13 protein-coding genes are annotated in these 21,210 nt (G+C 68.1%); 6 read left to right on the top strand and 7 right to left on the bottom strand.

The features are described 5' to 3' along the window. Positions 1–17 precede the first annotated feature (17 nt). Entirely contained in the window at positions 18–4,136 is a 4,119-nt protein-coding gene (locus tag CMC5_RS20510; protein WP_050432002.1) for a Kelch repeat-containing protein, read from the bottom strand. Positions 4,137–4,608: 472 nt separating this feature from the next. Between CMC5_RS20510 and CMC5_RS48965 the strand changes: the two genes are divergently transcribed. Beyond that, entirely contained in the window at positions 4,609–8,379 is a 3,771-nt protein-coding gene (locus tag CMC5_RS48965) for a thrombospondin type 3 repeat-containing protein (protein WP_050432003.1), read from the top strand. Between the two features lie 136 nt (positions 8,380–8,515). Here the strand turns inward: CMC5_RS48965 and CMC5_RS20520 are convergent, their stop codons facing one another. From CMC5_RS20520 to CMC5_RS20545, 6 genes are all read right to left on the bottom strand, one after another. Further along, a complete protein-coding gene (locus CMC5_RS20520; protein WP_050432004.1) occupies positions 8,516–9,250 on the bottom strand; it encodes a lysophospholipid acyltransferase family protein in 735 nt (244 codons plus the stop codon). A gap of 4 nt (positions 9,251–9,254) precedes the next feature. Then, positions 9,255–9,677: a hypothetical protein gene (locus CMC5_RS20525; protein ID WP_050432005.1), complete on the bottom strand. Its 423-nt coding sequence runs from the start codon at positions 9,675–9,677 to the stop codon at positions 9,255–9,257. A gap of 32 nt (positions 9,678–9,709) precedes the next feature. Further along, the gene (locus CMC5_RS20530; protein ID WP_082362651.1) at positions 9,710–10,162 is read right to left on the bottom strand and encodes a secondary thiamine-phosphate synthase enzyme YjbQ; all 453 of its coding nucleotides are present in this window, start codon (positions 10,160–10,162) and stop codon (positions 9,710–9,712) included. A 9-nt stretch (positions 10,163–10,171) separates the two neighbouring features. Continuing rightward, positions 10,172–11,041 carry an HvfC/BufC N-terminal domain-containing protein gene (locus CMC5_RS20535; protein WP_050432006.1) on the bottom strand — a complete coding sequence of 290 codons (870 nt, stop codon included), beginning with the start codon at positions 11,039–11,041 and terminating at the stop codon, positions 10,172–10,174. Continuing rightward, positions 11,025–11,885 carry an MNIO family bufferin maturase gene (gene bufB, locus CMC5_RS20540; protein WP_050432007.1) on the bottom strand — a complete coding sequence of 287 codons (861 nt, stop codon included), beginning with the start codon at positions 11,883–11,885 and terminating at the stop codon, positions 11,025–11,027. The genes CMC5_RS20535 and bufB overlap by 17 nt, the downstream gene beginning before the upstream one ends. Positions 11,886–11,961: 76 nt before the next feature. Beyond that, positions 11,962–12,222, bottom strand: a complete 261-nt coding sequence (locus CMC5_RS20545) for a hypothetical protein (RefSeq protein ID WP_156338744.1) — start codon at positions 12,220–12,222, stop codon at positions 11,962–11,964. 248 nt (positions 12,223–12,470) lie between these two features. Here CMC5_RS20545 and CMC5_RS20555 point away from each other — a divergent pair, with 248 nt between their 5' ends. The 5 genes from CMC5_RS20555 (at position 12,471) to CMC5_RS20575 (ending at position 21,153) form a co-directional block, all read left to right on the top strand. Further along, positions 12,471–13,484, top strand: coding sequence for a hypothetical protein (locus CMC5_RS20555; protein ID WP_245678543.1), 1,014 nt, complete (start codon positions 12,471–12,473; stop codon positions 13,482–13,484). Between the two features lie 49 nt (positions 13,485–13,533). Beyond that, the gene (locus CMC5_RS20560; protein ID WP_050432010.1) at positions 13,534–14,568 is read left to right on the top strand and encodes a hypothetical protein; all 1,035 of its coding nucleotides are present in this window, start codon (positions 13,534–13,536) and stop codon (positions 14,566–14,568) included. A gap of 129 nt (positions 14,569–14,697) precedes the next feature. Next, positions 14,698–17,442 carry a S8 family serine peptidase gene (locus CMC5_RS20565; protein ID WP_082362652.1) on the top strand — a complete coding sequence of 915 codons (2,745 nt, stop codon included), beginning with the start codon at positions 14,698–14,700 and terminating at the stop codon, positions 17,440–17,442. Positions 17,443–17,780: 338 nt separating this feature from the next. Further along, positions 17,781–19,442: a cyclic peptide export ABC transporter gene (locus tag CMC5_RS20570; RefSeq protein WP_050432012.1), complete on the top strand. Its 1,662-nt coding sequence runs from the start codon at positions 17,781–17,783 to the stop codon at positions 19,440–19,442. A 28-nt stretch (positions 19,443–19,470) separates the two neighbouring features. Then, complete coding sequence (locus CMC5_RS20575; protein ID WP_050432013.1) at positions 19,471–21,153, top strand: cyclic peptide export ABC transporter; 1,683 nt, start codon at positions 19,471–19,473, stop codon at positions 21,151–21,153. Positions 21,154–21,210: the final 57 nt, after the last annotated feature.

Raw genomic sequence — 21,210 nt, forward strand, 5'->3', positions numbered from 1 at the left:
TGCCGTGGCGGTGCGTCTCAGCGGGGGCGTGCGGGCCTCGCGCCGTCCGGTTGCGTGCGTCTCCGGGTCCAGGCGGCAAGGGTCAGTCCGAGCAAGAGCCAGGCGCCGGTGGCGGGGGCCTTGCGTCCTTCGGTGAGGGTGCAGCCGTTGCCGTAGAGGCGGAGGGGGCTTTCGCCCGCGCCGCTGGATGCCGAGGTCGAGCCACTCGAATTTGCCGAGCCGCCCGGCCCGTCGCCCGCGTGGCCGCCCATGCCGCCCGAGCCTCCGGACCCGGCTTCCCCGCCGACTCCGGCGCCGCCGCTGCCAGGGGTCCACCGGTTCTCGTCGAGGCATCCGCCGGCGATGCAGATGCCTTCCGGGCAGGGCGCTCCGTCGAGCCGGTGGAGCAGGACGCAGGAGCCGGTCGCTGGTTCGCATGCGCGCTGCTTGCACTCGGCCTGTTCGGGCTGCGGGCACTCCACCTGCGGCCCTGGTCGGCACACGTTTGCCTGGCAAGTGTCGTTCAGCGTGCATCCGTTGCCGTCGTCGCAGGGCGCACCATCGGGCTTCGGAGGATCGTTGCACAGGCAGGCGTAGCCCGGTCTGCCTGGGCCTGCGCTCTCCTGTCCGGGGTTGGGGATGGTCGGGCAGTTGTCGACGGCGTCGAGGACACCGTCGGCGTCGTCGTCGTCGTCGCAAGCGTCTCCGTCTGCATCACCGCCGGGCAGGTTCGCGTCGGTGTTCACCTGGCTGGTGTTCGGGACGCTGGGGCAGTTGTCCTGCTCGTCGGGGATCCCATCCCCGTCGGTGTCGTTGCTGCACACGCGCGAGAGGCAGGCGTCGCTCAGGCAGGCCTTGTTCATGGTGCAAGGCTGTCCGACGGGCAGCTTGAGGCTGCAGGTGCCACCGCTGCAGTACGCCCTCGTCAAGCACTCCTGGTCGACGAAGCACTGCGACAGGCAGGCCTGGCCGACGCATCGGTAGGCGCCGCAGTCCTGGGGCGCAGTGTCGACGCACTGGCCTTGGCCGTCGCAGGTGTCCACCGGGTTCAGGATTTCCGGGCCGTTGCACGAGGCGGGGGAGCAAGGGGTCCCCGCCTGGCGTTTCTGGCAGGCGCCGCTTCCGTTGCATGCGCCGGTGTTGCCGCAGGTGGCGATTTCCACGGCGCAGTCGTCGTCGGGGTCGGTTCCCACCGCCACGGGGCCGCAGAGGCCGTTCTGGCCGCCGCCCTTCTTCGCGGTGGAGCATGCCACGCACGAGGTCGAGCAGGCGCCGTCGCAGCAGACGTTGTCGGAGCAGAAGCCGCTCCCGCAGTCGAGCGCCGTCTGGCAGGGCTGTCCCAGGGACTTTTTGCAGGCGCCGAGGTTGTCGCACACGCTTCCGAGGGGGCAGAGATCCTGCTGGCCCGCTGCGGTAGGGGCGCAGATGCCGATGCTGCCGGGCACGTTGCACGCCTGGCAGGCGTTCCCGCAGGCCGAGGTGCAGCAGACGCCATCGGTGCAGAACCCGCTGGTGCACTCGGCTGCGGTCGCGCAAGCCTCACCAGGGCCCTTCGTGCAGGTGCCCGTGGCGTTGCAGACGCGACCCGGGCCGCACAGATCCTGTTCACCTGCTGCGGCGGGCATGCACGTTCCGTTGCCAGAGAGGTTGCAGGCCTGGCAGGCGGCGTCGCAGGCGGTCTGGCAGCACACGCCGTCGGTGCAGAAGCCGCTCGAGCACTCGGCAGGGCCAGCGCAGGCTTCCCCGGGGCCCTTCGAGCCCGTGACGCAGGTGCCGTTCGTGCAGGTGCCTCCGGCGCACGCGCTGCCGTCGGGCGCGGTCACGTTCGTCGGGCACAGGGGTTGCGCGCCGTTGCACACTTCGGCGGGATCGCACTCGCCCTGGGAGGGGCGGCAGGTGACGCTCGAGTCCAGGATCGTGCAGACGCCCTCGATCGGTGCGCCGGTCGCCATGCTGCACGCCTGGCAGTCCGTCGGCGACCCGCCACCGCAGGCCGTGTTGCAGCAGACGCCGTCGGCGCAGAAGCCGCTCAGGCACTCGATCGCGGTGGAGCATGCCTGGCCATCCGTTTTCCTGCACGACCCCGCTCCGTTGCAGACTTCGCCGGGAGCGCACGTGTCCTGGACTCCGGCGGGGGTGGGGAGGCAGGTGCCCTCATTTCCCGGGGCGTTGCACGACTGGCAGACACCATCGCACGCGCTGGAGCAGCAGACGCCATCGGCGCAGAAGCCGCTCTCGCAGTCGGTGCCCGTCATGCACGGTCCCCCGAGGCCGCTCGAACACGCGCCGGATGCGCTGCACACCTGACCCGCTGCGCAGGTGTCTTGCTGCCCGACGCTCGCGATCGAACAGGTGCCGAGGTTTCCGGGCACGTTGCACGCGCGGCAGGGGGCGTCGCAGGTCGTCGCGCAGCAGACCGCGTCCACGCAGAGTCCCGTGTCACAGTCGCTGTTCGTGGTGCACCCGCAGCCCGTGCAGCCCATGCTGTAGAGCGCCGTGCTGCCGAGAACGGTGCTGCCCGTGCGCCCCGCGGCCAGCAGGATGCGGCCGTCGTCGAGCAGCGTCGCCGTGTGATCCTGCCGCGGGACGGAGGGGAAGGGCTGGAGCAGGGTCCACCCGCCTGCGCTCGGATTTCCAGGGGGCCACTGGAAGGTTTCGACCGAGTCGGTGGTCACGCCCGAGCCGGCGGTGGTGTCCCCACCGACGACGATCACCTGGCCGTCGAGAAGTGTCGCGGAGTGGTAGACGCGCGGTACGGCCATCGTGTCGACGTCGCGCCAGCTCTGGGTTGCGGCCTCGTAGAACTGGGCGGTGCTGGTGACGGTGGGGGTGAGGCCGCCGATCACCAGCACGTCGTCGGTGGGGACGAGCAGGACGGCGGTGTGGTTCCGGCGCGGCGGGCTGAGCGCTTCGGCCGTCTGGACCCACTGGTTGGCGCCGGGATCGTAGAGCAGGCTGGTGTCGAGGACGCCGCCCGCGTTGAGCCCTCCTGCGATCAGGACCCTGCCGCTCGAGGGCAAGAGCGTTGCCGTGTGGTGGGCGCGCGGCGCCGGCATGGGCTGTGGCGCTGGGTTGGTCACCCACCCGCCGCTTCCACCATTGGCCGCCGGATCGAAGATCTCGACCGATGGGAGATAGGTGGTGGCCGTCGATTGACCGCCCACCACGAGCACCCGCCCGTCGGGCAGCAGCGTCGCGGTGTGGTTGTAGCGGCTCTGGAGCAAGCTGCCGGCGGAGACCCAGGTGTTCGTGACGGGGTTGTAGAGTGCCGCGGTGCTCTGCGCGCTGATGTTGAATCCCCCCGCGGTGAGCACGCGCCCGTCGTCTAGCCGGGTGGCGGTGTGCTGTCTGCGTCGAGCGGTGAACCCCGAGCCATCGAGCATGTCACCGGCATCGAGCCAGACGTTGGCGAGAGGATCGTAGCGCTGCCCGGTGCTGAGGTAGGTGGCGCCGACGCTGCCTCCCGTCACGAGCACGTGGCCACCCTCCAGCCGCGTTGCCGTGTGGTAATAGCGCGCGCTCAGGCTGCCGCCCGCCGTCCACTGGGGGTCGACGAGGACCTCTTCTCCTCGGCCGTCCACCCACAGGGCGATCCGGGTGTCCTCCACCGAGAGGCGCACGGGGATCGCGTGGCCACTCGCCGTCCACGCTTCGGGCGCCGTCACGCGCAGGCGGACCTGCCCGTGGTCGTCCAGGATGACGATCGAATCGCCGCGCTCTTCCGGCCTGCCGCCGTCGACCGCCCACAGCACCGAGGGGGCCTCTGCGCGCGTCGCCTCGGGCTTCAAGAGGAGCCACTCTTCGATGCCTTCCGGCACGCTGGTCCAGAACGAACGACCCCCCTCCCGTGCATAGACGACGGCGCCGCCGTGCAAGGTGCCTTCACCCGTCAGTCCGATCTCGTGGACCCGCACCTCGAAGGCGTCGTCCTGTTCGAGCGTCCCTTCTTCGAGGGCCAGGCTCGGCTTGCGTGCCTGGATCCGGATGGGTTCCGCCGTGCGGCGCGGCAAGGCGACCTGCACGCCTCCGGCGAAGGGGACCTGCATGCCCTCGGCGCTCGTCGTCGACGCGACGAGTGCGAACCCCTGAGGCGTGCTCGCGAAGGGCACGTCGGGGGCGAGGATCCGGGGCGCTACGTGCGCATACCGGTGGCGCAAGAGATCCTCGGGCGCCTCCTCTCCTCGTCCACATCCAGCAAGGGTTGCCACCAACCCGAATGCCGTGAGCAGCGCGGGCCCGAGAGCGGCACGTCCGTGGCTGCACGACGGAGAAGCAGGGTGCTCCATGGGCGCATAGGAGCCGGGCGAACAGGTCGAGTCAAGGAGATGTCGGCCAGCATCCAGACATGCAGTTCTCGGTGGGCGGGCCTGCTGCCTGTCTCCGTGTTCACCAGCCCATGTTCTGTGCAGCAGCTCGACCCGATGGCGAGGCGATCGGGGCCTCGTCATCGACGAACACGCCCATCATCGCGCCTGTCCCGTACCGGTAGGACTCGCACCTGCTGGCACCATCTGGGCCCCAGATGAAGCCCTGACCGCATTCCGGCATGCGGACACACACAAACCACTTGATCGTGCCCGGGGTCACCTTAACGTGGACTCTGCGGTTTTTCGTTCGATCTCCTCGTCGATGGCGTCGAGCCTCCGCCTGACTGCACTGAGCTCGACGCGGAAAGGCTTCATCATGCGTGCGCGACGACGCTCGTCGTACATCTGGACGAGCGCTCTGCTGCTGACGGCAGCAGGGCTCACCACCAACACCTCGCTGGCCGACGCGCCCGTCGTCGTCCTGAACCCCGGGACGTTGACGGGAAGCATCGTGTTTCCGCCTGGAATCACCGTCACGGGGGGGACCATCCAGGGGTACGCCACCGATGGCACCTATGCCAGTACGTCGTTCGCGGGCACGACCTATTCTCTGGTCGTCGAAGGCGATCGCAATTATCGGGTGATTGCCTACGTCGATGTGAATGACGGCGTCTCCACATCCCAGCTGCAGCTGAATTCCAGCGGCAATGCGACGACCCATGTTCCCGTGGGACAGTCCGCGCAATACGACATCGTTCGTGACGTGGCGAGCATTCAAGGAAGCGTCACGGTGACCGGGGGTGGAACCGTGAACCGGATCTACGTCTGGGCCAGTGGGTCGACGCAGGTGCCCAGCGAATCGCATTACAACAGCAAGTACGTCTACAATACGTCGACCTACTCCCTGCCCATGGTGCGCAGCAACCAGGTCGGCGTGGATGCCATCATCGACGTCACCAGGCTCGACGGCGCCACGCTGTCAGTGCCCGTCGATCTGCAGCAGCTCGACATGCTGGCAGGACAGACCACGGCCAACTGGACCATCGATCTCGCGGCGTTGACCTCTGGATCGGTCGAGGGGGACATCAACCTGATCAACCCCGTCATCGGGGGCTCTCCCTCCGTGCGCTACCACTACATTTACCTCTATGAGCCCAGCACGGGCGTCGGCATGAGCCGGACCATTTTCAATGGAAACCATTATGAGTTCGAGCCGCTGCTGCCGGGGCTTTACAGCCTTCAGGCGTATACGTATTTCAATGATCCATTCGGCATGCTCGTGCATGCGCCAGAGAATGTGTATCCGGTCAATGTCACGGCCGGCAATGTGACGACGATGCCCGACTATGGCGGCCAGCTGGTGCATCTGCGTGGCAAGATGAATCTGCGTGGCATGCGAAGCACGCTGTCGTCCGGAACCGTGCGCGCCATGGCCTTGCCGAGTGGCCGCGGGTATGGTCAGGACAGCGTGGCCGTGCCGAGTGGAGATTTCGATCTTGCATTGACGGAAGGGACCTGGAAGCTCTCCGACTATCAGGCGTCGTTCTACCAGTACGATGTGAATGATCCATCGAAGTCTCTCCAGGCGCAGTTCGACGTCCGGGATAATTCGGTCGCAGATTTCTCGTTGACGAGCAATGTGAGCCCACCGGATCAGAATCTCTCGCTCATCACCTCGGAGACGCTGGTCGTCTTCGATGTGGCCGAGGATGGCGCCAACAGCCCTCCGTGGCTCATCAGCAGCCCCAGCATCAATGCCAGGTACCATGGTGCTCAGGGGAGTTATCGCTATCTCTACGGCTATGGTGCGGGAGGAGAATCCCAGTTCCCCATGGTCCGCGTGGTCGGCGTCCCGGGTACGTATCAGGTCTATCCACGTGCGTACGTGCGTCGTGAGGGAAGCTCGACAGGATCATACGCCGAGTTCCCTCCGTTCACGCTGACGCTGAATGCACCGAGGTATGTGGGCAGTCTGGCAGAGTGCCAGGGGTCGCCTCCCGAGGGTGCGGTTTGTGGCGGTTCATTCGATCCTTTCGAGGCGTTCGCTGGTGGTGGTAACCCGCCCAATCCCACGCCGTCGAATGTACTCGTCGAATTTCAGTCCGACATCCCGGACGGGTTCCACATCACCGCCACGAGAATCCCGGTGGGGCCCACGCCGCCGCTCGGATGGAAGCTCGCGCGGGTCGGCCAGGATCTGGAAGGCGTCTACTTCGACATCATGCGGAGCGTGGAGTCTCCCCTTCTCACCACCAAGATCTGCTTCACTTATGACGAGAGTGTCTACTCGGATGAACAGGCGAGGGATCTCAGGCCATTTCACTGGACGAAGTCGCCCACCGATCCAACGGTCTACGAGTGGGAAGACATGTGGGGGGGCCTCGAGATCTGCTTCCCCGGCAATGAGCCCTGCGCTCCGGGGAGCGTCCCGCCGAATCACCCCGACGCGCTGGAGCGCTTCAGGCCCGATCTGAACCAGATCTGCGGCATGACGGAGAGCTTCTCGATCTTCGCGCTCATGACGCCGGCGGATGCCGACGCCGATGGCGTGGTCGACCACCTCGACAACTGCCCCACGGTGGCCAATGCCGACCAGTCCGACATCGATGGGGATGGCCTCGGCGATGCCTGTGACGACGACATCGATGGCGACGGCATTCCCAATGACCTCGACCTGTGCCCGCTCGTCGTCGACCCGAGCCAGTCGGACATCGATGGGGACGGGCTCGGCGATGCCTGTGACGACGACCTCGATGGCGACGGCATCCCCAACGACGTCGACAACTGCCCCGGGATGCCCAATCCCGACCAGAGCGACAGCAATGGTGACGGTCTCGGCGATGCTTGCGTGACCGATACCGATGGCGACGGCATCGACGACCCGGGCGACAACTGCCCCACGGTGGCCAATGCCGACCAGTCCGACATCGATGGGGATGGGATCGGGGACGTCTGCGACGACGACATCGATGGCGACGGCATCCCCAACGGTGCCGACGTCTGTCCGCTCGTGGCCAACCCGGATCAGGCGGATCTCGACGGGGATGGGATCGGGGACGTGTGCGACGATGATGTCGACGGGGACGCCGTCGGCAACGGGGAGGACAACTGCCCGCTCGTGGCCAACCCGAACCAGGCGGATCTCGATGGGGATGGGCTCGGCGATGCCTGCGACGACGACATCGACGGGGATGGCATTCCCGATGGCGTCGACAACTGCGTCGCCGTGGCGAACCCCGGTCAGGAGGACCTCGATCTCGATGGCGCCGGCGATGCCTGCGACCTCGACGACGACGACGACGGGGTGCCCGATGCGCTCGACAACTGCCCCGCCGAGGTGAATCCCGAGCAGGACGACCTCGATGGCGACGGGATCGGTGACGCTTGTGATCTCGACGTGGATGGCGATGGGGTGGATGACGTCCACGACAACTGCCCGCTCGTCGCGAATGCCTCGCAGCAGGACGCGGACAGCGATGGCCTCGGTGATGCTTGCGACAACTGCCCGCTCGCAGCGAACCCGGCTCAGGGAGACGACGACAACGATGGCGTCGGGAATGCGTGCGATCCGGTCTGCCTCACGCTCCAGCGCGGCACGAATGGCCACGTGTTCGACACCTACGTTGCGGTTGGCGAGCCGGGCTATGCACCAGGTGCGTATACGTACCTCTACACGGGGCTCAACAGCTCGGGCGAGAAGCGCAGCCTCATCGCCTTCCACCTGGGTGAGGTGCCGTCGAATGCCACGGTCGAGAGCGCTGCCCTGACGGTTTCGTCGGAATACGCGGCCAGCGCCGGGACGGTGACCCTCCACCCGATTTCCTCCGTCTGGGAGGAGGCCACGGCCACCTACGCGAACTTCGGGGATGCGTTCGAGCCGACCGCAGAAGCGGCGCTGGTCTTGCCCGCTGGGAGCGCCGGTCCTCAGGTCGCCGATCTCACGGCGCTGGTCCAGACCTGGGTCGACGGGACCCGTCTGAACTACGGCGTCCTTTTGCGCGAGAGCGGTGCGAGCAAGCACGGTTTCCGCTCCAGCGAGCACCCGAACGTGGGCCAGCGCCCGCGGCTGGACATCTGCTACGTCACACCTTGAGCCAGCTCAGGGGATGAAGGCGGCCGTCATCGCGCATGGAGCGGTGACGGCCATGCCTGCCGACGGATTCCTGGAGGCCGAGCGCCACGTCTCGTGAGGTCGGCCGCTGGAAGCGCGTCGGCCTCTCGCCCTCTTCCTATCCGGACACTCCGTGGGCCTCGTCGGTGGGATCTTGCCCGAGGGCAACGGCGATGGCGGCCCGCACGTCACGCATCAGCTCTTTGCGGCGCTCGACGCCGTAAACGGTCGGGTCGACCTGGGGCAACAGGGTCACCACGACGCGCTGCTTGCGCTGCACGACGAAGCCCTTCGCTGGGAGGACGTGGCGCGTTCCGTCGATGGCCACGGGCAGGATGGGCGTTCCGGTCTCCAGGGCCATCCGGAAGCCGCCGCTCTTGAAGCGGCCCAGCCGGCCGTCCTTGCTCCGGGTGCCTTCGGGAGCGATCCAGATGCAGGTGCCGTTCTTCAGGTGGGAGACGCTGGCGCGCAGGCTGGCCACGGCTTGCTCGCGGTTCTGACGGTCGACCTCGATGAAGCCCGCGGCGCGCATCGCCGGGCCCCACAGGGGAACGCGGAAGAGTTCCTGCTTCGCCACCATCCGCAGGCGGCCGGGCACCGAGCAGTAGAGGGCAGGGATGTCGTAGAGGCTCTGGTGGTTCGACATCACGAGCAGGGGACCTGCGCTCTCGGCGTGCTCGCGGCCGCGCACGACGAGATCGACCTCGGCGTCGCGGAAGAGCTTCTGCGACCACCAGCGCAGGCGGGTGTCGCTCTGCTCGGCGCCGAGCCGTCCGAGGGACGCATCCACCAGCGTCGGGACGGTGATGCGGGCGGTGTCGAGGATGCCGCGGAGTGTGTCGTTGACGCCCATGGGCCTACTTTTTGAACCTGTCGCTACAGTCCTGGAGGCATGCCTCGTCGAGGCACGCTTCGGCGCATTCCTTCCAGTTGCTCGGATCCCAGCGTACGGCGCCGGCGTCCTCGTCGTCACCTCGGGCGTTCGACAGGGCGACGCACTCGTTCGAGGGGCTGCACGCCTGGCCGCTCGGGCAGTCGATGTCGAACTGACACGACACGCAGCGCAGGCTGAAGCAGATGGGGCCCCCGTCCCGCTGCGCGCAGTCCGCGTTGCTGCGGCACACCGGGAAGCGGTGCCCTCCATCGCAGGCGCCGACCGACGCGCAGAGGAGCACGATCGGTGCGATCAACAGTCCCGTCCCGAGGGCGATCACCCATGAATGCGGCCCGCTGCGCTGGCCTCGTTCCGTCGTCTCCGTCGTCCGTGCCTTCTTCCCCACGTTCGTCCCTGGTCGCGGGGGCGAGCATACCATCATCCAGCGCCGAGGATGGTGACCACGAGGCGGCGCACGTGCGGCGCGCTGCGGTGTTCCCAGAGGTAGAGGGCCTGCCAGCGTCCGAGTGCGAGGCGACCGTCGGTCACGGGGATCACCTCGTTCGTCCGGGTGACGGCGCTGCGGAGGTGTCCAGGCATGTCGTCGGGGCCTTCGTCGTCATGCTCGTACTCGTCGCTCTCGGGAGCGAGCTTGCTCATCCAGCGCTCGAGGTCGCGGAGCACGGCGGGATCGGCGTTCTCCTGGATCACGAGGCTCGCCGAGGTGTGCTGGAGGAAGGTGGTGCAGATGCCCTGGCGCACGCCGGACTCGGCCACGACGGCGGCGACTTCGCGCGTCACGTCGAGCAAGCCCTGGCGGGAGGTGCGGAACTCGAGGGTCCGCTGGAAGACCAGGGACGCGGCGCGTGGCTCGGGTTTTTCGGTGGGCACGCAGGGAGTCTAGTACACGTCTCCCCGAGTTCCTCCCGGGTCGTGGTCGGGCGCGTCGGGGGCCGGCGTGATGTCCACGATGAGCCCCGCGCTGGCCCACTGCGCGAACCATCGCTGCACGTGCTCGCCCAGCCGCGTGGCGTCGTCCTCGGTGGCGTGGTCCGCGATCTCTTCGCAAGCGGGGATCAGCGCGACGCCGCGGGCCAGGGCGGAGAGCAGCTGGTAGGCGAGGGGGTCGATCTCTTGCAGCCGGATCTGGAGGTCTCGCCGGAACAGAAGGAGGTGGACGTCGCGTGGCTCGGGGACGGCGAGCTCCCGTCCAGCGCGTGCGGCTTCACGGAGGGTGTGGACCGGGTAGGTGAGGCGAAATCGGCGGAGGAGGGGGTGGAGGACGACGCGGGCCGTGCTCCAGTCGTCCTCGGTCATCGCACCCAGGCGCGCCGGGTCGAGCGGCGGTGGCTCGGCGCCGTCGAAGAGATCGATGTGGGCGTGCTCGAAGCGGCACAGCTCGCGGCAGAGGGCTTCCTGGTCCGGGGGGAAGTCGGGGTAGAGCTCTGCAAAGGGGACGATGTCGTCGCCGAGATCGCGCAGGGTGAAGCTCGCCGGTGGGTGCGCGGCGAGGTAGGCGCGGCAGAACGTCTCGAAGGCGTCGTCGCCGAGCAGGGCGCGCAGGCCAGGGTAGTCTTCTTGCAGCGAGCCGAGGTGGCGGAGCCAGAACTGGCGGCGGTAGATGTCGACCTGCGCGGCCGGTGTGAGGCGGCTGTTGCCGGCGACGTGCTCGGCGAGGTGCGCGGTGAGGGCGTCGTCGTCGGTGACGGACGTGTCCTTGCGGAACGCTCGAGAGAGCAGGGTCTGCAGGGCCTCAAGTCGCTCGGCCACGCTCCACCTCGTCGCGGATCGCGCGCGCTTTCTCCGCCTCGGCGAGAAGGGCGTCGAAGGTCGGGATGTCCTCGTCCCACTCCACAAGCGTGGAGACGGGGCCCACGCGTTCGCACGCGCGGCGGTACAGCGCCCAGACGGGATCGATGATCTCGGCGCTGTGGGTGTCGATGATGTACTCGCCGTAGTTGGTGTGGCCGGCGAGGTGCATCTGCGCGACCCGGTGCGCCGGGATCCCGTCCACGTATTCGGCGGGATCGAAGCCGTGGTTGTAGCTGGAGACGTAGATGTTGTTCACGTCGAGCAAGAGGCCGCAGTCGGCCTCGTCGACGATGGCGGAGACGAAGGCCCACTCCGTCATCTCGCTCGCGGTGTAGGTCATGTAGCTGGAGACGTTCTCGAGGAGGAGCGGCACCTCGAGGAAGTCCTGCACCTCGCGCGCACGGGTGGCGACGTGCCGGATCACCTCCTCGGTGTAGGGGAGGGGCAAGAGGTCGTGGAGGTCCACGCCGTGGGCGCGGGTCCAGCAGAGGTGGTCGCTGACCCAGGGCGAGCCGGTGCGGCGGAGCAGCGTCTTGAGCCGCTGCAGGTAGTCGCGGTCGAGGGGCTCGGTGCCGCCGATGCACAGCGAGACGCCGTGCTGGATGAGGCGGTAGTCGCAGGCGAGGACCCGATCGAGGTTCACCATCGGGCGACCCCCCGGGACCATGTAGTTCTCGCTGATGATCTCGAACCAGTCGACCTGGGGCCGGTTCGTGAGGACGTGCTCGTGGTGCTTGCGCCGCAAGCCGACGCCGATCCCGAGATCGGGGAGGCCGAGCCGAGGGCGAGGGGAAGGAGGCATCGCTACCACCGGGCAGGGACGCCCGCGAGGAGACCCGATGGAGAGGCCCACCCCGGTGTCGGGGCGGGCCGCTGGATCACTTGGCGCCGCTGCAGCCGTTCTTGGCGCTGCAGCCGCCCTTTTCGCCGTCCTTGGCGCCGCTGCAGCCGGCCTTCTCCTCGCCTTCCTTGGCGCCGCTGCAGCCAGCCTTCTCGCCGCCCTCGGCAGCCGGCGCGTCGGCGGCGGCGGGGGCCTCCGGCGTCTCCGCCGGCGGAGCCGAACCACCACACGCGGCGAGCCCTGCCACGAGGCCCGAGATCGCCGTGAACGCCAACGTCTTGCCCATCTTCGTCGCCATCGATACCTCCAAGGAGTGTTCTCTCACCGGACCCGCGCTCATGCCGTAGCGGCGCTGCGCAGGGCGGACCGGATGTCGCGCCCTCCACCCACGGGCGTGCGCTCCATCGAGCGCGCCGATTCAAGCACCTTCGGCCCCTGCTTGACCACCGTTCTGGACGCCACGTCGGTCGACGACGGCAGGGGCTTTCCAGCTTGGGCCGGGTCCTGCACGCTCTCCATCCCGGGGAGGGCGCTTTGACGCGGTGCGTGCTTCTGGTCGTCCGAGGGAAAACTGGTGGGCTGGCCCTCCTCGCCGGGGTGGTCTCCTGCGGGATCGGCGTGGCCTCCTGCGGTGCTGCGACGCCGCGCGCCGAGCTTCCCGGCGACGCGCCCTTGACCGAGATCGCGGCGGAGCTGGAGGCGCTGGGCGAGCCGTTGCCGCCACGCAGCCGCGTCACCTTCCGCGAGGTCCTCGCCGACACGTTGAGCAAGGATGCCCATCTGTGCCGGCCTTCGGCGCGGGAGGTGCTGCTCGGCGATGCGCCCGAGGGGGAGCGGCACATCGTGGGCATGATGCCGCACTACGGGCTGTTCATGGGGCCGATGAGCTACCTGATCCGCCGTCGGGCGCGCGCCTGGGAGGTCGAGGTCCGCATCGCCGTGACGCCGCCATCGGCCTCGCGGCTGGAACTTCCCGACTGCGGGCTCCAGGAGGAACCAGGGGCGCGTGAGGCGATGCTGGTGTGCCGCGGGACGCCGTACGCGCGGTCGGGATCGACCGACGCTTGTCCGGGCTCGGGGGAGTTCGCGGCGCGCGCCACACCGGAGGTGATCTCCGCCTTGCTCGCGCGCTGGTCGCGTGAAGCCGAGCGGTACTGGAATCGTGACGCCGCAGCGTTCGGCCTGCCGATCACTTACGATTTCGAGTTCGTGCTGGCCAGCGAGGCGAGGGCGCGAGGGCTCCGCGTCGATCTCGACGTGCCGCTGTCGGCCACCTGCGGCCGTACTCCCTATTTTTCGGCGATGCGCAGCGGCTGGTCGCTGCCGGTGGTGGCGCACGAGGTCGGCCACGTGATGGGCTTGCTCGACGAGTACGAGTCGCTCTCGGGCATCGTGGCCTTCTACCCGAAGACTCCGTTCGCTGGCGCCGAGATCAGCCGGATGGGCCTCTCGATGAGGGAACACACGCGCGTGCTTCCGTTGCATCATTACCTCGTGCTTCGGCGTTATTTCTGCAGCGAGCCGGGGACCATGGATCCTTACGCTCACGTGGTCCGCTGATGGTCGAGGTCATCCCCTCTGTCCTCGCATCGGGGGGTGCTCGTTGAGCATGCGCCGCGCTGACCGTGCGTCATGGTGTCTGCTCGCGGTGCTCGCCGTGGGGGGCGCACTCTCCGGGTGTCAGTGTGCTCCAGGCGCGGAACTCGGTGAGGACGCGGGCGCCGACGCCGTGGATGCGGCGGAGGTGGACGCCGCGGAGCGCGAGGACGCGCCGCTCGACGATGCCGGCTTCGCCGAGGATCTCTTGCCACCGCCGCCACCGCCGGAGCGCCGCTGCCCGCCGGAGATGGTCCGCGTCGCCCGTAGCTTCTGCGTCGATCGCTTCGAGGCGTCGCTGGTGGACGTCGAGACGGGCTCGGCGCTCTCGCCCTACTACCCGCCCTCGCGGCGTCAGGCGACCTCGATCGAGAAGCTCTGGCAGAAGCAGCGCCTGGAGATGGGCGACGAGGAGGCGCAGGCCATGGCGTTGCCGCTGCTCCCGGCGTTCCAGCGGCAGCGCGACGTGGAGGCGCGCGCCGTGTCGCGCAAAGGGGTGGTCCCGCAGGGCTACACCAGCGGAGAGAAGGCGGAACTCGCCTGCAAGAACGCGGGCAAGCGACTGTGCTCGCTGGTGGAGTGGAGGACGGCCTGCATGGGGGAGGAGCAGCTCCAGTTCCCGTACGGTCCGAAGTACCAGGGGGGGAAGTGCAACGTCTTCCGGGAGACGCACCCGGCGCTGGTGCTGCACGACGACATGAGCCGCGGGCACAGCGATCCGCGCCTGAACCAGGTCAAGCACAAGGGGCGCCCGCTCTTGCGGCGTACGGGGGAGACGTCGACCTGCATGAGCACCTGGGAGGACGACGCCATCGCCGACATGGTCGGCAACCTCGACGAGTGGGTCGCCGACGAGGCCGGCACGTTCGTCGGTGGTTTCTACGCGCGGTCGACGCGCGATGGCTGCATGTCCACGGTGACCGCCCACACCTTCGAATACTTCGACTACTCGACGGGGATCCGCTGCTGCATGGATCTGCCGGAGGCGCGGCCCGGCGTGCCCTCGCGTGCTGGATCGAGTCGCGATGGAGCGGACGAGGCCCGCTGAGTCCGAGCGTCGACGACGACCTCGCGGGGACGAGCGAGGGCGACCCTGGGAGAGAGCGGACCGGGAGCTGCGTGGATCCTGTACGCTCGGCTGCGACGCGGTCCATCGCGCTTTTCTGGAGTCTCGGCCATGCGCTCTCGCCCGCACATGTTTCCGTCGGTGTTCTCTGCGCTGCTGCTCTCGGTGCTCGCGGAGGCCTCACCCGGGCACGCTGCGCCGTCTGCGCCGTCTGCGCCGTCTGCGCCGTCCGCGTCTCCCACGTCACTCCCTGCGCCGCGCGCGACGCTCGCCCACGCGGCTCCACCGGTGTCACTACCGGCGCCTGCGCGCCTCTCCGCGGCGCTTTCTCGCTTGCCGCGCCACGCCTCGCTGGAGGGCGCGCTGCCGCTTTCGTTCACGCCCCGCGTGAGCGCCGTGGGGCAAAGGGGGATCACGCCGGCCGCGAGTGAGGTGCCGGTGCTGGTCCGCTTCGCAGCGCGGCCCACGCCCGCCGAGATCGACGCGCTCCGGGCCGCTGGCGCCGTGCCTCGGCTGCGCGCCGACGGATCACCCCGCGGACAGGGGAACGTGATCGTCGCGCGCATGTCCCTCGACACGGTCGCGCGCGTCGCGGCGCTCCCTTTCGTGCGCTCGCTCCGCCCCGACGGCGCCCCGTTCCGCTCGCCCCGGCCGATCGATGAGACCGGGGCCGAGATCCAGGCCAGCGACGCCTGGGGCGCCGGGATGAAGCCCCATGGGGAGATCCACGGGGTGACCGGCCGCGGCGTCGTCGTCTGCGACGTCGACAGCGGTGTCGACCACTTCCACCCGCTGTTCTTCCGCGCCGACGGCGGCTACTTCGACTGGGTCGACGTCGACGGCGATGGCCGCTTTTCCCCGGGGATCGACGGGGTGGATCGCGATGGCGACGGGGTGCCGGAGATCCTGCGCACGCTGAACAGCGTGATCACGAACTACTACGACGATGAGCCGCTCCTGGGCTCGGAGAGCGAGGCGTTCGCGGCGGGGATGGACTGGCTCTACGCCGATCTCGACGGCAGCGGGGCGCGCGAGTTCGGCACGGCCTCCGGCTTCACCGAGGAGGATCCCACGTACGGCGAGCCGCTGTACGTCGTCGACGACGTGAACCGCAACGGCACCCTCGACGTCGGCGAGCGGATCGTGGCGCTGGGAAGCTCCAAGATCCGGATGATCGTGAACGGCAGCGAGCGCTTTCAGCGTGGCGTGAACCTGATCCGGGCGCGGCGTGACGAGAGCATCGCGCACGGCACCGGCTCGGCCGGGGTGATCCTGGGGGGGGCCATCGGCCTCACCCGCTTCACGGGGATCGCCCCCGACGCGGAGCTGATCATGGCGACCGCGAGCGACGCCGTGGGTGAGTTCGAGCTGACCGATATGTGCATCGAGGAGGGCGCCCGGGTGGTGCTCCACGAGTACGCGCCCTGGATCGGTCAGCCGCTCGATGGCTCCAGCGCGCTGGAGCAGCTCATCGACGAGACCGCGAGCCAGCGGGTCGCGCACATCAATCCGGCCGGGAATCTCTCGGGAGGTGACAAACTCTCGAAACGTACGGTCGCTGCCGGAGAGGCGGTCGTCGCGTCGCTGCGCGTCCCGGGAGACAGCCCCTACGGGGAATTCGGGGCGATGTACACCTCCTGGCTCTGGCGCGCGCCGGATCGCAACCTGACCTTCAAGCTCACCGATCCGCAGGGCATCTCGAAGGATCTCACGCTGGACGCGGACGATCCGAGCATTCCGTACATCTACGAGCGCTGGGGGAGCGGAGGCGACGTCATGGTGTACGCCGCGCGCGAGAATTCACAGCGAGGGACCGCGCGACTCGACGTGTTCCTCGTGGACACGGGGTTCGTGACGTCCCCCATCCCTGCGGGGAACTGGACGATGGAGATCGTCGACCCCGGCCCGGTGGATGGCTCGTCCATCGAGCTGATCGGGTACGTGATGGATGAACTCTCGGGGTGGGGGCACGGCATCCATTTCCCGGATCACGTGAGCGAGGATCACCTCATCGGCTACCCGGGCACCGCGGACTTCGGGCTCGCCGTGGCCGCGTACACGGGGCTGGGTCGCTGGGGCGGTGAGCCCGGCGTGCGCGCCTCGTACTCGGGGCGGGGGTGGCGCCTCGACGGCGCGCCTTTGATGTGGATCAGCGCGCCCGACGACCCGATCACCAGCGGCTACCGGGAAGGCGAGGAGGCGCGCTACAGCGTTTTCGGTGGGACCTCGGCCGCGAGCCCGCACGTCGCTGGCGCTGCCGCGCTCCTCTTCGAGGCAGACCCTGAGCGCACCGGGCTCGACGTGCGCGAGGCCATCCGCGCCGGCGCCCTCGTGGACGACATCGTGGGGACCGCGCCGAGCACGGACTACGGGCACGGCAAGCTGCGCATCTACGAGAGCCTCCACGGCGTCGAGCCGCCGGCCGGTGCGCCCCCACGGCTTGCGCCGATCGAGGCGCGGGTCGAGGCGGGGGTGAAGACCGAGCTTCCCCTCGATGCGTCCGAGCCCGCCGACGCGCTGGACACGCTCTTCTTCGACGTCGACTGGGACTACGACGGGATCTGGGACGAGTCGATCGCCCGCCCCTCCCTGCTCGTCCTCTTCGAGGAGACCGGCCTCCACACCCTCAAGCTGCGGGTGCGGGACGCCTCCGGGCGCTCCGGGACTGCGCTCGCGCGCATCGAGGTCGTCCCCCGCGGCGCGGTGACAAAGGCCCAGGCGCTGGTTGCGGGTGGCGGCTGGGACTGCGCGCTGGGCAAGGCCGAGGGAACGAGCGCCGGGTGGCTCGTGGCGGCGGGGCTCGCGACGATCTGCGTTCGGCGCCGGCGAACATCTCGCCTGTCATCACACCGCTGAGCGCTGCCAGCGTTCTTGCGGTGTGATCCTCTGATCCCGCATCGATCAATCGATCGATTTCGAGACCACGGGCACCTGTGCGTCCGTGTGCGGGAGGACATGAACAACGTTTACTCGGTCCGCCCGATAGACTAGGTGGCAACACAACGCGGGTCCGGTAGCGCGTCTCGAGCGCTCCGCGAGTTCATGGTCGCTCTCCCGAGCCCCACACCCGAGGCTCACGTCGCATGTCTCTGACTCCTGTTCGATCGAGCTGCATCGTGAACTGAAGGAGGGGCGGACTCGCTGGGAGCCTGCGCAGGCGGGCTCCGGGTGAGCCAGTTTCACGTTCCTGCTCAATGAACATCATCGAGCTCATCTCCGAGGAAGCCCACGAGGCACGCGACCGCATTCTCATCGCCGCGAGCGTCGCAGGCGTGGCCAACGCGGCGACGGTGGCGCTGGCCAACTCCATCGTCCAGAGGACGGACGGCGGCGCCACGCTCGCCGACTGCGGGCTCTTCGTCGTGCTGATCGCCGTCTACGTCCTCTGCTCCAGGTTCACGTGCCATCGCGTTTCCGGGACGATCGAGGACGCGCTCCACACCATCAAGGTGAGGATCCTCGAGAAGATCGAGCGCGCGAGCTACGAGAGCATCGAGCGGATCGGGACCGCCGAGATCTACGACCGGATCACGACCAACGTCTCGAAGATCTCCGGCTCGGCGACACTGATAGCCAACCTGCTCCAGTCGCTCTTCATGTCCGTCGCGGCGGGGCTGTACGTCGCTTCGCTCTCCCTGCCGGCCTTCACCTTGCTCGTCGTCCTCCTCGGCGGCGGGATCACGCTTTTCTACCTCAAGGCCCAGGACGTGACCGGGGATCTCCAGCGTGCGGCGACCATCCGCCTGGGGTTCTTCGACCGGCTCACCGATCTCTTCAAAGGCTTCAAGGAGGTCAAGCTGAGCCGCCGGCGCGGGCAAGAGCTTCGCGAGGACATCCGCGACACCTCGGGCGCGCTGCGGAACGTGGCGACGAGGTCGGGCAACGCCTTCCACGATCACTGGCTCTTCGCGCAGTGCAACCTTTACGTGGCGCTCGCGGCCATCATCTTCGTGCTGCCCCAGCACGTCGAGGTGGCTGTAACGACGGAGCGCTTGCTCCTCGGAGGCGTCCTCTTCGCCTGGGGACCCATCGTCACCTGCATTGCAGGCTTCCCCGCCTACATCGAGTCGAACGTCGCCCTGGGCAACATCGACGGGCTGGAGAAGAAGCTCGACGCCGCAGTGCTGGAGTGTGAGGGCGACGATCCCTGGGAGGGGAAGCTGACGGAGGGCATCGTGGTCAAGGACCTCGCGTACACCTATGCGTCGGAGGACGCTCGGGAGGCCTTCCACATCGGCCCGATCGACCTCGACCTCGCCGCAGGGGAGATCGTCTTCGTCGTCGGCGGGAACGGCAGTGGCAAGTCGACCTTTCTCAAGGTGCTCACTGGCCTCTACCCACCGAGCGCCGGCATGCTGAGCGTGGATGGGTTCGAGGTCACGCCGGAGCGGGCCGCCGCCTACCGCGAGCTCATCACTGCGATCTACTCGGACTTCCACATCTTCTCCCGGCTGTATGGCCTGCTCGGTGTGTCCGAGGCGGCGGTGCGCCCGCTGCTCGAGCAGATGCAGATCGAGGACAAGACCTCCTTCGAGGGCGACCGCTTCACGCGGACCAACCTGTCGACGGGGCAGCGAAAGCGCCTCGCGATGATCGTGGCCCTCCTGGAGGACCGACCGATCTGCATCTTCGACGAATGGGCGGCTGACCAGGACCCCGAGTTCCGCCGGTATTTCTATGAAGAGCTTCTCCCGTCCTTGAAGCGGCGAGGCAAGACGGTCATCGCCGTGAGCCACGACGACCGCTACTTCGACTGTGCCGACCGCGTCGTGACCATGGAGTACGGGAAGGTCCGTTCGATCGTGCCGGGCCAGGCGCTTCAGCGCCGCCCAGGCGAAACCCACGGGGTCGCATGAAGACGGCGCTCCCTCCGGTCGTCCGGCCATGACCCTCATCGAGCTCGTCACCCAGGAAGCCGCGCCGGAGCGCCGCAAGATCCTCGTCGCGGCCGGCGTCAGCGGCGTCGCCAACACGATCGTCATGGGCCTGGTCAACCAGATCACCCAGACGGACGCGGCCGAGACGAGCGCCCGGACCTTCGTCATGTTCGGCCTCGCCGTCGCCATCTACGTGGTCGGCGCCAGGAACATCTACCACCGCATGACCACGGTCCTCGAGAGCGCTCTGCACCGGGTCAAGACGAGGATCGTCGCCAAGGTCGAGCAGGCGGACATGGAGAAACTCGAGCGGATCGGGACGGCCGAGATCTACGATCGCATCACCGACAACGTGGCGGTGGTCTCGGAGTCGGCGGGACGGCTGGCGTTCTTCCTGCAGTCGGTGTGCATCATCGTCGCGAGCACGCTGTACCTCGCCTCCCTGTCGCTGCCGGCGTTCTGCGCCATCTCGCTCCTGATCGTGGGCGGGTTCATGCTCTATGCCGGCAAGAACCGCGAGATCGGGGAGTATTTTCACCGCGCGGCGCTGACGCGCATCACGTTCTTCAATCAGCTCACCGACCTCCTCCAGGGCTCCAAGGAGGTGAAGTTCAACCGGCGTCGCGGACGTGAGCTCCGGGAAGACCTCGTGCAGACGTCGGCGATCTTGCGCGACGACACGAAGCGCGCCAACGCGCTGCTCGACGACAACTTCATCTTCGCCGCCTGCATTCTCTTCGCCGCACTGGGCACCATCGTCTTCCTCATGCCCTTGCAGATCGAGATCGCGGCGAAGACGCAGCAGATGCTCATCGCTGGTGTCCTGTTCGCCTGGGGACCGCTCAGCGGCTGCATGGGCGGCATCCCGGCATACATCCGCTCGAACGTCGCGCTCTCCGCCATCGACGATCTGGAGCGGAGGCTCGACGGCGCGCTCGAGGCGGGGCGAGGGGCCGAGGCGCACGATCCATGGGGCGGGCGCCTCACGAAGGCCATCGAGGTCGACCAGCTCGAGTACACGTACGCTTCGGACGACGGGAGGGAGGCCTTCCGCATCGGCCCGATCAGCCTGACCCTCCAGGCGGGCGAGACGATCTTCATCGTCGGTGGCAACGGGAGCGGGAAGTCGACCTTCCTGAAGAACCTCACCGGGCTCTACCGACCGGAGCTGGGCGCTCTGATCGTGGATGGCACGCCGGTGACCGAGGTGAACGTCGCCGCGTACCGAGAGCTGTTCTCGGCGATCTATTCCGACTTCCACCTCTTCTCGAAGCTCTACGGTGTGCCGGCGGTGGACGGCGAGAAAGTGCGCGCCCTGCTCGAGCAGATGCACCTCCAGAAGAAGACCGCCTTCGAGAAGGATCGCTTCACCCGGCGTGACCTGTCCACGGGTCAGCGGAAGCGCCTGGCCATGATCGTGACCTTGCTCGAAGACCGGCCCATCTGCGTCTTCGACGAGTGGGCGGCGGATCAGGATCCGGAGTTCCGGCGCCATTTCTACGAGGAGCTGCTGCCTGCCCTCAAGCGGCGAGGGAAGACCGTGCTCGCGGTGAGCCACGATGATCGCTACTTCCACTGCGCGGACCGGGTCGTCACGCTGGAGTACGGCAAGGTTCGCTCGGTGGAGCCGGGCTCGGCGTGTGGTGTTCCTCCCGCGCCAGGGAACGATCTCCGGAGGTCCGATGGGTGACGGGCGTTCGAAGTTCCCCGTCCGTTTCCGAAGAACCGTCGTCGCACTCTCTTTGCC

The organism is Chondromyces crocatus, from assembly GCF_001189295.1.
In the GTDB taxonomy this organism is placed as follows: domain Bacteria; phylum Myxococcota_A; class Polyangia; order Polyangiales; family Polyangiaceae; genus Chondromyces; species Chondromyces crocatus.

What these genes read in the sequence shown, in the direction of transcription:
- CMC5_RS20565 (WP_082362652.1), top strand. Translation starts at nt 14,698, where the DNA reads ATGCGCTCTCGCCCGCACATGTTTCCGTCGGTGTTCTCTGCGCTGCTG.
- CMC5_RS20575 (WP_050432013.1), top strand. Translation starts at nt 19,471, where the DNA reads ATGACCCTCATCGAGCTCGTCACCCAGGAAGCCGCGCCGGAGCGCCGC.
- CMC5_RS20545 (WP_156338744.1), bottom strand. Translation starts at nt 12,222, where the DNA reads ATGGCGACGAAGATGGGCAAGACGTTGGCGTTCACGGCGATCTCGGGC.
- bufB (WP_050432007.1), bottom strand. Translation starts at nt 11,885, where the DNA reads ATGCCTCCTTCCCCTCGCCCTCGGCTCGGCCTCCCCGATCTCGGGATC.
- CMC5_RS20520 (WP_050432004.1), bottom strand. Translation starts at nt 9,250, where the DNA reads ATGGGCGTCAACGACACACTCCGCGGCATCCTCGACACCGCCCGCATC.
- CMC5_RS20560 (WP_050432010.1), top strand. Translation starts at nt 13,534, where the DNA reads ATGCGCCGCGCTGACCGTGCGTCATGGTGTCTGCTCGCGGTGCTCGCC.
- CMC5_RS20570 (WP_050432012.1), top strand. Translation starts at nt 17,781, where the DNA reads ATGAACATCATCGAGCTCATCTCCGAGGAAGCCCACGAGGCACGCGAC.
- CMC5_RS48965 (WP_050432003.1), top strand. Translation starts at nt 4,609, where the DNA reads ATGGCGTCGAGCCTCCGCCTGACTGCACTGAGCTCGACGCGGAAAGGC.